The organism is Marinobacter alexandrii, assembly GCA_039984955.1.
GTDB lineage: Bacteria > Bacteroidota > Bacteroidia > Cytophagales > Cyclobacteriaceae > Ekhidna.
Genome location: JBDWTN010000005.1, coordinates 555,964 through 569,818, shown reverse-complemented (window position 1 = coordinate 569,818; position 13,855 = coordinate 555,964). Strand labels below are relative to the sequence as shown.

11 protein-coding genes are annotated in these 13,855 nt (G+C 38.8%); 9 read left to right on the top strand and 2 right to left on the bottom strand.

All coding sequences use genetic code 11. From position 1 onward, the window contains the following. The first annotated feature begins 35 nt into the window (after positions 1–35). Positions 36–803 (top strand): SDR family NAD(P)-dependent oxidoreductase, encoded by a 768-nt coding sequence (locus ABJQ32_03200; protein MEP5288627.1) that lies wholly within the window; start codon positions 36–38, stop codon positions 801–803. Between the two features lie 213 nt (positions 804–1,016). On the opposite strand, the gene ABJQ32_03195 is transcribed toward ABJQ32_03200, so the two are convergent. Next, positions 1,017–3,362 carry a polysaccharide lyase family 7 protein gene (locus ABJQ32_03195; protein MEP5288626.1) on the bottom strand — a complete coding sequence of 782 codons (2,346 nt, stop codon included), beginning with the start codon at positions 3,360–3,362 and terminating at the stop codon, positions 1,017–1,019. Between the two features lie 238 nt (positions 3,363–3,600). On the opposite strand from ABJQ32_03195, the gene ABJQ32_03190 reads away from it, so the two are divergent. The 7 genes from ABJQ32_03190 (at position 3,601) to ABJQ32_03160 (ending at position 11,170) form a co-directional block, all read left to right on the top strand. Beyond that, entirely contained in the window at positions 3,601–5,838 is a 2,238-nt protein-coding gene (locus tag ABJQ32_03190) for a heparinase II/III family protein (protein MEP5288625.1), read from the top strand. Between the two features lie 118 nt (positions 5,839–5,956). Beyond that, the gene (locus ABJQ32_03185; GenBank protein MEP5288624.1) at positions 5,957–6,622 is read left to right on the top strand and encodes an NUDIX domain-containing protein; all 666 of its coding nucleotides are present in this window, start codon (positions 5,957–5,959) and stop codon (positions 6,620–6,622) included. Between the two features lie 93 nt (positions 6,623–6,715). Then, a complete protein-coding gene (locus ABJQ32_03180) occupies positions 6,716–7,759 on the top strand; it encodes a sugar kinase (GenBank protein MEP5288623.1) in 1,044 nt (347 codons plus the stop codon). Positions 7,760–7,880: 121 nt separating this feature from the next. Continuing rightward, complete coding sequence (locus ABJQ32_03175) at positions 7,881–8,552, top strand: bifunctional 4-hydroxy-2-oxoglutarate aldolase/2-dehydro-3-deoxy-phosphogluconate aldolase (protein ID MEP5288622.1); 672 nt, start codon at positions 7,881–7,883, stop codon at positions 8,550–8,552. 141 nt (positions 8,553–8,693) lie between these two features. Next, the gene (locus ABJQ32_03170) at positions 8,694–10,010 is read left to right on the top strand and encodes a polysaccharide lyase family 7 protein (GenBank protein ID MEP5288621.1); all 1,317 of its coding nucleotides are present in this window, start codon (positions 8,694–8,696) and stop codon (positions 10,008–10,010) included. Positions 10,011–10,090: 80 nt separating this feature from the next. Further along, positions 10,091–10,393 carry a methylglyoxal synthase gene (locus ABJQ32_03165; GenBank protein ID MEP5288620.1) on the top strand — a complete coding sequence of 101 codons (303 nt, stop codon included), beginning with the start codon at positions 10,091–10,093 and terminating at the stop codon, positions 10,391–10,393. 168 nt (positions 10,394–10,561) lie between these two features. Continuing rightward, positions 10,562–11,170 carry a DUF4136 domain-containing protein gene (locus ABJQ32_03160; protein MEP5288619.1) on the top strand — a complete coding sequence of 203 codons (609 nt, stop codon included), beginning with the start codon at positions 10,562–10,564 and terminating at the stop codon, positions 11,168–11,170. A gap of 17 nt (positions 11,171–11,187) precedes the next feature. Here ABJQ32_03160 and ABJQ32_03155 read toward each other — a convergent pair whose 3' ends face one another. Continuing rightward, complete coding sequence (locus tag ABJQ32_03155; GenBank protein ID MEP5288618.1) at positions 11,188–13,095, bottom strand: chondroitinase-B domain-containing protein; 1,908 nt, start codon at positions 13,093–13,095, stop codon at positions 11,188–11,190. Between the two features lie 266 nt (positions 13,096–13,361). Between ABJQ32_03155 and ABJQ32_03150 the strand changes: the two genes are divergently transcribed. Continuing rightward, positions 13,362–13,847, top strand: coding sequence for a hypothetical protein (locus tag ABJQ32_03150; GenBank protein MEP5288617.1), 486 nt, complete (start codon positions 13,362–13,364; stop codon positions 13,845–13,847). Positions 13,848–13,855 lie beyond the last annotated feature (8 nt).

The window sequence follows — 13,855 nt, the reverse complement described above, 5'->3', positions numbered from 1 at the left end:
AAATTAAAAATCTAATCATAAAAAAATCATAAAAAATGGGAAAAGAACAAACAGGTAAAGTAGCAATAGTAACAGGAGCAACAGGAGGCATTGGTTTTGAAGTAGCAAAGAGGTTGGGCCAAGATGGATATACGGTTATTCTAAATGGTATTGAAGACGAAATGGGAGCTAAGAGAGTAGAAGAGCTTTCCAAAGAGGGGATTACTGCGGAGTATTATGGTTTTGATGTTACAAATGAAGAGGAGGTAAACTCAAATATTAGTGCCATTGGACAAAAATACGGAAGAATCGATGTGTTGGTAAACAATGCCGGTGGGCTAGGCGGTCGGTCAAGATTCGAAGAAATGACCACTGAGTTTTATAGAAATGTGATGGCGCTCAACTTGGATTCCGTATTTTTTACCTCCAGAGCTGCTATTCCTTGCCTTAAGAAAGGAGATAATCCCACCATAATCAACTACACCTCAAATGCAGGATGGAATGCAGGAGGGCCTGGAGCTGGAATATATGGAACTTCTAAGGCAGGAGTTCATGCCATTACCAGAGCATTAGCAAAAGATTTGGCTGAGTACGGTATCAGAGTCAATGCAGTTTCTCCTGGTACCATTGATACACCATTCCATGCACAGATTAAATCAACCAAACCAGAAGTATTTGCATCATGGAAGAATAATATTTTGTTGGGAAGACTTGGTCAACCGGAAGAAGTTGCTTCTGTTATTTCTTTCCTGGCGAGTAAAGACGCATCTTTTATTACTGCAGAGACAATACAAATAGGCGGAGGACAGGCCTTAGGGATATAATAGCAATTTGAGATTGAGTGTAATGTAGATAAGAAAATAGCTATTCAAAGAAATGTTACAATCAGATATTGGTAACTAAAATTGAAGAGAAGTAGGGGAGTATACTAGATCAAGTCTAGTATACTCCCTTTTTCATTTCACGACATTCGGGTTTTTAGTGGTTCTTGGTAAAGAAGATTCGAACTCAGGTTTACTTCATTCAATTCAAATCAACTATTTATTAAGAATTACCCTTGAGGTTTTTGTTTCCTCCCCAATTTTCACTTTGATAAAGTAGATTCCGTTTGACAAATCCCCAGGTACTTTCCATGTTACTTTATGTGTTCCAACCCCTTGATTGTCCACTATTAATTCATCCATTTTCTGTCCTGAAATGTTATGAATTGAAACAAGCGTGGATTCATTTCCCATTGGATTATACTCAATGGTAATCACAGAACTGAATGGATTAGGAAAAACTCTTAATAAAGCTTCTTCATCCTCAATTTCTGAACTGAGTACCTGACCAGCATTGACAATGACACTTACAGCTGAAGATGTAGCCGTGTTACCAGCATCATCGATTGCAATAACTGATAGATCGTAGCTGCCAGCTGGTACTTCCCTCCATATGTAAGAAAAAGGAGCAGACTCGTCTTCACCTAGTTTGTTGGCTCCTTCATAAAACTCCACTTTCGCTATGGTGCCATCGGAATCTTCTGCATCGACTCTTATGGTAATATTAGCTTCATAGTCGAAAACATCTGCGCTGAAAGGGGAAGTTATACTGACAGATGGGGCATTGTTTACCTCAAGTACTTCATTAAGTTCTTCAAAATAGGCCGTTGCTTCTCCCTCATCCTGAAGATAAACGCCAGCTTTCCAATAGCTTGGAAAAGTCCAGAACGATACATCTCTATCTATTTTTTCATCACCATCAATTTCAATAATCATGCGACCATCCTCTAACCGAACGTCGCAATCGAAATATCCTCCAGGATCGGCCCCAAGATCTACATGTGTTGTGTTATCACCACCAACATCTGTTTTGATAGCAGCCCACAGATGATTGACAGGAGTTCTGGTAAGGTGCTTGTAAACTCTAAGCAGTGGCTTGTTCGGTCCACTTCCAGCATTGGCATCATCGTGAATTTGAACAACAGTAACCTGATCACACGTTTGCTCCACTACGTCTATTCTTGCATGTAAGGATCGATTTTCATTTGTAATGTCCCAATTAGCCAAATGCCTCAACTCTGTACGCATGCTTGATCCTGATTGATTAAAGGCAACTTTATCATTCTCTACCACATAAAAACCTTCATCAGTGTATCCATTTATGAGTTCAGATTGAGATGCGATTGTGGTACTTGTTGGTGCTTGCAATTTGCTTCCACCTATAAAATCCTGAAATTTTGGTATTTCGTAAGGAACATCATAGATGGGAGTAACTGTGATACTGACACTAGTCGATGTGGTTATTGTATTTTCATTATCAATTGCCTTTGCACTAAGTACATAATTACCAGCCAACACATTATTCCAGGTATAAGAATATGGAGATGAAGCATCTTCACCTAACTTCGTATTCCCTTCAAAAAATTCCACCTTGGTTATAGTTCCGTCACTATCCGATGCATCGGCTGTAATCGTAATATCATCTCCTTCGATAAAGCCGTCATTATTTGAAGGTGATGTAATACTCGTAGAAGGTGCGTTGTTGTTTGAGCTTGAATGAGACTTACCCAATGCGAAAAAAGATACCTGACAATAATCTCCGGCATCTCCTGAATTGTTTTGATTGTAATTTCCAGCTTTGAAATACATCCAATCATTTTCATATCCACTAGAAGTCATATCCACAACTTCCACGACATCATCTTTACCGTCTCGGATTATAGTAACTGTGAGAGTATTACCTACCACTTCGATCTTATAGCTAAACTTTTCCCCTAGTGCTATACCATCTGAAGGATTTGAAGCACTGCTACTTCTACTTCCAATCATTTCATACCACTGATCCGAGCCAGTTTTAGGTTCATGAGCCACATAAATTGACCCTTTCGTATTTCCAGGTAATTTGCGATAGTATAAGCGACACGGTTCATCATCAGAAGCATGTATTTGCCCAATAATCACTCGACCTACTTTACTAGATTCTCCTGTAGTAGAAACGTGATCTACCGCTACTGTAGCCGTCATTATTCCATCGACCCCTCCTGATGCTTCTTTGTTTGCCTGGCTAGAGGATGAAAAAACCCAGTTGTTTAATCCAATGCCTTTTGTGCTGATACTTGTATTACCTGCCCTCAACATTTCCCGAAGTTCACTTCTAGGGTATGTGCTACCACCAGTTTCTCCATCGTTACGGCATACAAATACCATGGCTCCAGTGGATGCATCTGTATAAAATTCATTAGCACTTTCAAATCCATTAGAAAGCTGGTTTTCCTGCACTTCACTCTGATCTGGCAATGTGATTTTCCACTCTGTCAAATCAAAATTTCCACTGGGTGGCAAATTGGGATCCTGAGCAAAAACTTCATTAACAAATGCAAGGTTTACCAGGATAAAGAGCATGATTGGATAGGAGCAATACTTTTTCAATCTTATTAAAAACCTAGTGTACGAGCAAGCTAAAACTTTCATATGGTAATATTCGCTTAATTACTGTGTAATAAGTACACAAAATAATATATTCACCCTAAATAAATCTAGTTTAATGTCAATAATTAAGTAAACAAACCATGTTTTATTAACTATTGTCTGATATTATACACTCAGTAGGCTTGTTATCATACTGAATAAAAAAGAAATCATGAAGCGAAAAGCCTTTTGGACAACTTTACTTCTTTCAACCCTAATGAACCATAAAAGTTTGGCTCAACCGATTCCTTCAAATTCAGTAATACCGGTTGATGAACTAGCAAACTATTTGAATGAAAGTGCTCGAAAGGAATTCTCTGACTTCAGAGACTCAACGTTAGCAATGTATTTCAGGGAAAAATTCTCGGAACGTTTTTTTTACGACTACAGAAGCTTCGGTGATCGGTTACTGAATTACAACACTATTTTCAAAAATCAGCAAAATCATAAAAAACGTGCTTTGGATCACATAGGAAAATACAATGATTCCACACAGTGGATACTTCCATTCAATTATTCAAATGGTGATCCTGTCAATGCTTATGCGTTACGTCACCTCGCTCGCCAGCACAAGATGGTGGACATTGCGTTTTTTTACTTCAATGAGAAGAGAGATCCAGAACTGATTAAATATTTCGAAAATCAAATGCAGTCTTTGAATGCTGCACTTCAAGCTAAGAAGTATGAAACGATTGAAGATGGAAACGGTGTTTACGAGGCATTCAGATCGGGGTATCGCATACTAAACTGGCTGTGGATTCACAATATGTTTTTGAATGAGGAGGAGTACTCTGATGAAGATCAGTTGACCACTATTGCTACTTTGCTTCAGCACGGGCAGCACCTTTACGAAAGAAACGACAAGTTTAAGTTTGGCAACCATCAGACCAAAGGGGTTTCCGCACTTGCTATGTTGGCGATTTTGTTTAGAGATTTTGAAGGAACAGATCTATGGCTGGAACGTGCGATGTTGAGGCTTGGTGAACATTTGGATAGAGAAATAAATGGTGACGGTTTTCAGTTTGAACGATCGATACATTATCACATGAGTGACATCAATAATTATTTTTATGTCTATCAATTTTCTAAACTTAATTCCGTCGAAGTAGACAAGGAATGGGAGGATAAACTTAGAGGTTTGTTCACCACTTTGGTGAAAGTGGCATACCCTGATCGTAGTGCACCTGTGCTGCAAGACGACACGGAAATCCCATGGGCCGAGAAGAATGATATCTCTGGTGCAATGACCCTTGGCTATCTCCTTTTTGAAGATCCCGAATTTGGATACTTTGCTACAAATAAGGTAGACGACCGTATCTACTGGTTTCTGAGCAATGAGCAAGTTCAACTATTGAAAAACATAGATCAGAAGAGGCCGACCTATGGATCTATGGCATTTAGGGACACACATTATTACATCATGAGAGAAGGTTGGGAACCTGATGATAAAATGATGATTGTGAGCGCGGGTTTGGACCCAGACAAACCAGATCACCAACATGGAGATATGCTGGGTGTTCAAGCCATGGCCAATGGTCACGCAATCTTGCCCAATTATCAGGTGAGATATTCGCTCAAGGATTTTGACCTGTTCAAAAATTCGATGGTAAAAAATGTAGCACTAGTCGATGACAAGCTTCAGGGAATGAGATGGAAATCTAACAAAGGAGGAAGCGGATTTGGCAAGTTTGGAGAACTCCCCAGTCCGGAAGTGATCACTTGGGAGACCAATAGTGATTTTGATTTATTCGTCGGTCGCCATGATGGGTTTGAGGATATTGGAGTTGATTACTCAAGACAGGTTATTTACGTGAAAGATGACTTTTGGATAGTAAAGGATAATTTTTCATCCGATCAACCACATGTATACAAGCAGGTTTGGCAAGGACACTATACACATGAAAATGGTCCTGACCTGATTCGCGCAACAGAACACGATGCATCCGGGCATGACATTTTTCAACTGGTCTCATTGGATTCAGTTTTTAGTTCAGGAGCTAGAGGAAAGCACTGGAGTGTGTTGTCCAAGGATAATCAGAAGGACTTTAGCTTTTTGACAATCATTTATCCTTATCGAGGCTACAGTAATCGTATAGATGAAGATGCCGAAAAGAAGAACTTCTACGATTGGAAATTGAATCAGTCTGAATGGGAAATAATAGGTAGTAATCCAGTCAGTATCAGTTCCAGCAAGGGGACCTATTTATTTAGTGTGAAAGAACTACAAATCCAAAATCGGAAAATTCAACTTTCCGAAGAAGCAGATTTGTTCTTACTTCATAAAGACAATCAACTCTTCATTTATTCAATCGATAGCAGAGAGCTTACGATTACTTTAACCTCTGGCAGCCGAAGTAAGAGTTTAACCAGTGTTTTGAAGCCAGGAGAGGTTTTGGTCACTGACAACTAAGTTCACCATACCAAATATTATTCTTGAAAGGACACTAATCTTTTCAATCATTATCACCATCATTGGGCTGATGAGTATTTTTGGATAATTTGTAAAAAAAATCTAATTATTCAATTCCATGCAAACTAAAATGGGCCCATTAGACACTGCTGTTTCAATTGATTCTTATGAATGCACCATTGCAGTAGAGTGCTGTGTTTTTGGATTTCAGGATAACGTACTAAAAATCTTACTGGTTAAAAGGTCCATAGCCCCATTCAAAGATTATTGGTTACTTCCAGGAGGAGCTATTAGCGAAGGGAAAACCCTTTCTGAGTCTTTGAATCAAGTGTTATTCAGTCTTACAGGCATTCAAGAGATTCCACATCAGCAAGTAGCTTGTTATGGTCAGGTAGACAGACATCCGATCAAAAGAGTTGTTTCCGTTTCTTTCTATGCGCTTGTTAAACCTGAAAATCACCCTGCCATACCAAAAAGTTATATTTCTGATATCAAATGGTATCCTTTAGATGAGCTTCCTAAACTAGGATTTGATCATGATCTTCTTTTTAAGGATGCATTAATGAAGTTGAGGTCTAATCTGAGGGTGAATTTGGTTTTTGGAGAACTTCTGCCTGATCTATTTACACTAACCGAACTTCAGGACCTCTATGAAAGCATCCTCAACGAAAAATTAGATAGGAGGAACTTCAGAAAAAAGATTCTACAAATGAATATCCTGGAGACAACCAATCAAAAGAAAGCTGGTATCAAGGGAGGCCCAACATTATATAAGCGCAAATAATTGCCATAGAAAATAGGGGAGTAAATAATTGATTTTTTATTATTCTGTGTATATATTACATAGAAAAATAACATACCCTAACAACCTATTTAAATGGATAAAAAAGTAGTCACTTTTGGTGAGATCATGTTGAGGTTGGCCCCTCCAGGCTTTTTGAGGTTCTCGCAGACCAACTCTTTTGATGTAGTCTACGGAGGTGGAGAATCGAATGTAGCTGTTTCGTTGGCTAACTATGGAGTACCTGTTGAATTCGTCACACGTCTTCCAGACAATGATATTGGGCATTGTGCACACATGGAAATGAGAAAAAGAGGGGTGGGTACTTCACATGTCGCATGGGGAGGAGAGCGCTTAGGAATCTACTTTTTAGAGACTGGGGCGGTTGCCAGAGGCAGTAAAGTAGTTTATGATCGAGCTCACTCTGCTATGTCCGAGATCACTGCTGGTATGATAGATTGGGATAGTGTCTTTGATGGGGTAGATTGGTTTCATTGGACAGGTATTACACCAGCAATTTCTCAAGGTGCAGCAGACGCTTGCCTGGAAGCGGTAAAAGTGGCAAGTGAGAAGGGAGTTACCATCTCAACCGATCTTAACTATCGAAAAAAGCTCTGGAAATATGGAGGTGACCGAGAAAAGATCATGACTGAACTCACCGAATATTGTGACATTATACTAGGCAATGAAGAAGATGCTGAGATGCATTTTGGGATTAAGCCTGAAGGGTTAGATATCACTAAGCAAGGGCATGAGGTAAAAGCTGAGGCATTTCTATCTGTGTGTCAACAGATGATGAAAAAATTCCCCAGAGCCAAAAAGGTAATTACTACTTTGAGAGGTTCAATATCGGCATCACACAACACGTGGGCTGGCGTCATGTATGACGGAGTTACGATGTATGAATCTTCTCAGTATCAAATCACTGATATCGTAGATAGAGTAGGAGGAGGAGATTCGTTCATGGGTGGACTTATTTATGGCTTATTGAACTATCCAGAAGATGATCAAAACGCATTGAACTTTGCTGTAGCTGCCTCATGCTTGAAGCATACCATCAAGGGAGATGCCAACCTAGCTACCCTGGATGAGGTAGAAAAACTCATGAGTGGAGATGCTTCGGGGAGAGTAGCAAGATAAAGATAAGAAGAAGGGAGGAGATTGCCTTTTCAAAAACAGTTGAGTAGCAATATTCAAAAAATGATTTCCTCCCAATTCTTTTACTAAGAATAAATTGAAAGCATAAAAATCAGCAAATAAAGTGGCAAGATTTTCTAGAATTGATGTGTTCCAAGCGATGAAAAGCAATGGAATGGTTCCGCTCTTTTATCACAAAGATGCAGCACTTGGAAAAAAGGTACTCAAAGCCTGCTATGAAGGAGGTGCTCGTACTCTTGAATTCACCAATCGAGGTGACTATGCGCATGAAGTATTCAGAGAGTTGAATCTGTATGCTGAAAAAGAGCTTCCAGAGATGATTCTCGGGGTAGGATCTGTCACAGATGCCGGAGCAGCCTCTCTTTACATGCAGCTGGGAGCCAACTTTGTAGTTACACCTGTACTAAGGGAAGACATTGCATTGTCTTGTAATAGAAAAAAAGTCCTATGGTCTCCCGGGTGTGGCACACTATCTGAAATAGCTAGGGCAGAGGAGCTAGGTTGTGAGTTAGTTAAGCTATTTCCTGGAGGAACTTATGGTCCTGGATTTGTGAAAGCAATAAAGGGCCCTTGCCCTTGGACGAATATTATGCCTACAGGTGGTGTATCTCCTGACCCAGAAAATTTGAAAGGATGGGTCGATGCAGGAGTTACTTGTGTTGGGATGGGATCTCAATTGATATCCAAAGATATTTTGCAAGAAGGAAAATTTGAGGAGTTGACCCAAAGGGTTAAGCATACTCTGGAGACTATTGCCAAATTGAGAAATGGATGATTAGATAGAATGAAACGCTTTTCAGGTTGATTTCTAATATGAGCCATCAAAAGGATAGGAAAATGATTTTTATTGATTTTAAACTTTAATAACAGATATATCTACATGTAGAATTTTTTTTAACCTAAACATAACCCCACTATGGATTTTTTAACAACTCACCCTATTAGGCAATGGAAACTGATAATGACCATTGCAATGATAATTTTTGTTACATCTTGCTCAAAGCAAGAAGAACTTGATAGCATTCAGCTCCAAGATGAACCCGCACTCTCAAGTAATTCGGTAAAACTTGGTGTCTCTAGCGTCACAGCAGATGCTTCTCAAAGCCCCAATGTCCCTTCAAACGTATTGGACGGGAATTTAGGTACTCGGTGGTCCGGTCAAGGTAATCCTGTCTATTTTGTGATTGACATGGGTTCCTCAGCTTTAATTGACTATCTCAAAATAGCTTTTTTTAAAGGCAATGAAAGAACCTCTAGTTTTGAAGTATTCGTGAGGAACAGTACCAGTGATTCTTGGGAAAAGATCAATTCTAAGACAAGTAGTGGTACTACTAACTCTTTGCAAACCTTCGATTTATCAAATAGAAATGCACGATATCTACGGCTTAAGTGTAAGGGAAATAGTGTGAACAACTGGAATAGTCTGACTGAAATAGAGGTATGGGGAACTGGATCTACAGGAGGAGGTCCAGGAAGCGGAACAGGTAACTCTCCGGGAGATATATTAGGACTTACTTCCAATACATGGAAACTAAACGGATTTACCGGAAACCCTGGAGCGAATGCCACTTACAGAGATAATGTTCTCAGCGCAACAGGTCAATCATTTAGCAACTATGATGATCCAAATTACTTCTACACAGATGGAACAGGAACTTATTTTAAGTGCTACAGAGGTTTGGGAACATCCACAAGTTCCAGTAATCCAAGAGTTGAACTTCGAGAGTTGAGTAATGGAAACTTAGCTAGCTGGAATGGGTCTTCTGGTACACACGAAATGACATGGACGGTAAGAGTAGATAGATTGCCCAGAAGTACAAATGGCAATAGCGGTGTGCTTTGTTTTGGTCAGATTCATGGCCCTGATCCAAATAATGATGGCGTAGACGTGGATGACGTGATTCGAGTACAATTCTTGGGAGATCCGGATCAGACAACAGGTGGAGTACGCATGAAAATAAGCGGTTACATCACAGAAGAAGTTCAGGGTGGCAGCAAGATTATCGATAGAGGCTACCAGTTGGATACAGAATATACCTTCACTTTAAGGTATTCTGGAGGAACAGTAAGATTGTTCGAAGGGAGTACTCAGATATTCTCACAAGCGATGGATACAAGTACCGAAGGAAACTATTTTAAAGCTGGAAACTATCTGCAGTCAGTGAAGAACGCCAGTTATACTGGCTCATATGGCCTGGTCAGAATAAGGAATTTGAATGTTTCTCATAATTAATTCTTGATGTTAAAATAAAGGTCGGCTAATGCGGACCTTTATTTTTTATATGTTTCTTTGAAAAAATAAAAGACCTTCATATGAACATAGCAATCATAGCATATGATGGTAAAAAAGCAGAGATGGTTCAATTCTTATTAAATCATAAAGCTATCCTTAATTCATCAAAGCTTATTTCGACTGGAACAACAGGATCTCATGTGGAGAATGCCGGGTTTAAAGTTGATAAACTACTTTCAGGCCCTTTAGGAGGAGATGCGCAGATTGCTGCAATGGCAGCCGAGAAGAAAGTTGATGCCGTCGTTTTTTTCAGAGACCCTCTGGGTAAACACCCGCACCGGATGTGCAGATGTTACTTAGAGTTTGCGATGTTCACAATATAGCATTGGCGACAAACCCAGCTACTGCCGCACTTATCTTCAAAGCATTAGAGTCATAGTGATCCACATCCTGGATCATTGAAATATCAATTACTTTGTAGCCTCAGCAGAAAATATTTTCAAACTACCTATCTTGAAAAAACTAAATTATTTTTATTCAAAACTGAATTAATGAAGTTTATTTCGATTTGTTTGATTGTGCTGCTGATGTCATGTTCATCTTCAGACTATGTAGTGGATTCTGACTTTAGTTATCGAGGAAAATTCCACCGATATAAATCTTTTGATTTTGCAATCAATGAAAATTTTGCAGGTTCTCAAGAAGAAAGCGAGTTGATTCAAAAGTATACTTCAAGTATTCTAACCGCATGGGGGTATGAGGAAAGCACTAAAAAGCCTGACTTCTATGTGTATTACTCTATTTATTATGAAAACCTTGATTTAAAAGGATATAACCAACCTGAGCTTCGAAGCTGGTCAGGATTAAGCGAATGGTATCAGTATAAATTGAACAAAATCGATACGTTAAAAAATGACAACTCGGTGAGCAGTGATGAATATTTATATGAAGATAGCAGCGATACCTATCAGCCTGTTTCACTGGCATTAAAAGAAGGAACCATGCTTATTTCTTTTTTTGATAGAAAAAAAGGGGCAACAGTCTGGCAAGGGTATGCCTCAGGTTTCTTTAGAAAAGAAGATCCGAAAAATGCTAGAATGCTGAGGTCAGCGGTTATCAAAATTATGGATGAATTTAGATTACCTTCTGTCTCAAGCTAGGCTTACTCATTATAGCTCTACCGTTTTAAAAACTTATGTATCTCAGCATCAATCACACTGTTATTTGAATCTAATCTCTTGAATCGTAAAAAATAAATCCCTGAATCATAGCCAGAGATATTCTCAGAGATCATGTGAACGCCTTCTTTGTATTGTTGATTTGAAAGTTGATCAATACGTTTACCCGTTGCATTGTAGATCTCAATGATAATTCTGGAGTTGTGTTTCTGGAGAAACTGAAAATTGATTTCTGTATCGGTAGGATTTGGGAATAATTTTATGCTCGATTCATTATCTAGACCCAAAGGACCGGTTTCGAAAACTGCTGAAGCTTCTGTGTCTTCATTTAAGACAATCGTTTGAGGATTTTCAGTACCTGATAGTGCACCTGACCATTCAACGAATTGGGAATTTCCATTTGGTACGGCTGTCACGGTAACTGAAGTGCCTGAGGTATACACATCAGAAGCTGGATCTAGTACAATGCTCCCATCTCCTTCAACAGTTGTGGTCAAAGTCACAAACTCTTGATTAGAAAGGTAACTAGGACCTGTATTATCTTCATTGACATGTGGTTGAACGAATAAGTCATCTGAAAACTCGCTAGCTCCCACGTCTTTTGATGTGATGTCCGAGGGTCTATCCTGTTTCATCAGATCAAGAAGTATCTCATTATCAATGTCCAAACCTTCAAACGTTGGAATACTTGGATATCCAGATTCGGCACTGTTAATAGCGGGACTAGTACTTGAAAGTTGTAAGAAGCCTTCTGAGTTTTCTTCTAACAAAGGATCTACTCCTGTAATTCCTGAAGGTCTATCAATACCTAAAGATCCAAATGAAATATTACCAATCCATGCTTCATCACCTGTCGATTCCTCAAACAATGCATTATCAGGTTGTGAGAAAATGTTGTTTGCAAAAGTGACATTGCCAGGAGGATTGCTACCTCCATCTCCACCTAAAATAACCTCAGCACTATTGACCATTGTATTAAAATACACGTGAATGAAATCCAAAGGGTCTGATGACTCATTTTGAAGATAAATGGTACGTCTATCCATTCCTTCAAAGTAATTGTTGAAAATAAAATGATTCTGGCCTTCACGAACTCTAACACCTCCCATATTATTGATAAAAAAGTTACCATAAACAATGGCTTCATTACCATGTCTAAGTACAACCTCAGCCTTAGAATTATCCTCAAACGTATTGTACCGAATGATATTTTGGGAAGCCTTATTTGAGATGATTTCACCATCACCATCGCATTGTGTGAAATAGCAATATTCCACGATAGATCTACTATTGAATTCACTTTGTGTGCTTACACCTATTCGTATAGGTTCTACACCTTCATCATTGCCACCACCTTCGAAGTTTTTGAAGGAACAGTACTGAACCTTATGATATCCAGGATTTGTATCGTCTACAAGGAGTGAAAGTATATTCTGGTCTGCGGAGTTCAGTCTATTTTCAAAGTTGCTGTAGCTGACAGTTACATATTGTGAAAGTTCGTCTACTATCAAGTATTTATGACAGGTGTATCTGCTAATATTAATCTGCGTCACGAGGATATTACTGCCATCAATTCGTATCACATGGTCTGTGCCAATATTTCCTCCGATGAATTGTATTCCGCTTAAAACAACATCATCTGCAGGTATTTCTACTTTTGAAGCCCCTTGCATTATGGTCTGCCCTGCAACATTAGCTGTTACTGTAATTCCATTTTTTGTGATATCCATAAAAATGTTGTCGTATGTTCCAGATTCCCATACAATAGAGTCACCGGAAGACGCTTCATTGAGTGCACTATTGAATTCGGTCTGTGTAGAAACAGCAAATCTGGTCGTCTGAGAAAAGGCGATAATTGAACACACCACAGTGATAAATGAAAAGTTGAAAATACGCTTAAGATCCATAATGATATATTTCAAACACTAAGTTATAAAATTGGTCGACCAATTGCGCAGTATTGAGTCGTTATTCGTTTCTCTTACTCAGAATCGAAACAGCTTCTCGTGCCTTCTCGATAAGTACAAAAATAAAATCCATCCAATTTTGATTAAGCCAACAAATTCTGTGGGCTTTTGTGTTTTCTTTAAAATGTTGTTTTGAGCGCTTCAAATCATTGATAAGTCTGTTTTATACTTGCCTCTTTCAAAATTTAAACCCTAAAAAACGTAAGATGAAAAAAGTGTTGTTGATGGTATGCTTGATTGCAAGTACCATGATTGTGAAAGCTCAGGAAGAAGTTTCCTTCAACGATGAGGAGCTAACAAAATATGCTACAGTAATGGTATGGGCTGAGTTGGAGAAAGGAAAAATGACAGGTATTTATAATGAGTGGATTAATAATGATGAAACCTTGGTAGCGTCCAGATTTGTAGAGATAAAAAAGACTAAAGGCGATTCACTCAAGCTTCAAGAAATTGCTGTTACTAATGATGAAGTAGTTGCCTTCGAAATGATTCAAGCGAATTATGATTCCATGATTAATTCATTTACCGATGTATATAAGGCAGAATTGAAAGAAAAAGTTAGCTATGGATTATACAATAAGTTAAGGAAAGCATTAAAAGCGGATGCTGATCTAAAGACTAGATATCAAACCATTTATGATGGATTGTTAGAGGAGCAAAAGTCATCTGGTTCGGACGAATCGGATGAGTAAAGAATGAT

What these genes read in the sequence shown, in the direction of transcription:
- ABJQ32_03170 (MEP5288621.1), top strand. Translation starts at nt 8,694, where the DNA reads ATGGATTTTTTAACAACTCACCCTATTAGGCAATGGAAACTGATAATG.
- ABJQ32_03155 (MEP5288618.1), bottom strand. Translation starts at nt 13,095, where the DNA reads ATGGATCTTAAGCGTATTTTCAACTTTTCATTTATCACTGTGGTGTGT.
- ABJQ32_03160 (MEP5288619.1), top strand. Translation starts at nt 10,562, where the DNA reads ATGAAGTTTATTTCGATTTGTTTGATTGTGCTGCTGATGTCATGTTCA.
- ABJQ32_03150 (MEP5288617.1), top strand. Translation starts at nt 13,362, where the DNA reads ATGAAAAAAGTGTTGTTGATGGTATGCTTGATTGCAAGTACCATGATT.
- ABJQ32_03185 (MEP5288624.1), top strand. Translation starts at nt 5,957, where the DNA reads ATGCAAACTAAAATGGGCCCATTAGACACTGCTGTTTCAATTGATTCT.
- ABJQ32_03165 (MEP5288620.1), top strand. Translation starts at nt 10,091, where the DNA reads ATGAACATAGCAATCATAGCATATGATGGTAAAAAAGCAGAGATGGTT.
- ABJQ32_03195 (MEP5288626.1), bottom strand. Translation starts at nt 3,362, where the DNA reads ATGCTCTTTATCCTGGTAAACCTTGCATTTGTTAATGAAGTTTTTGCT.
- ABJQ32_03190 (MEP5288625.1), top strand. Translation starts at nt 3,601, where the DNA reads ATGAAGCGAAAAGCCTTTTGGACAACTTTACTTCTTTCAACCCTAATG.
- ABJQ32_03200 (MEP5288627.1), top strand. Translation starts at nt 36, where the DNA reads ATGGGAAAAGAACAAACAGGTAAAGTAGCAATAGTAACAGGAGCAACA.
- ABJQ32_03180 (MEP5288623.1), top strand. Translation starts at nt 6,716, where the DNA reads ATGGATAAAAAAGTAGTCACTTTTGGTGAGATCATGTTGAGGTTGGCC.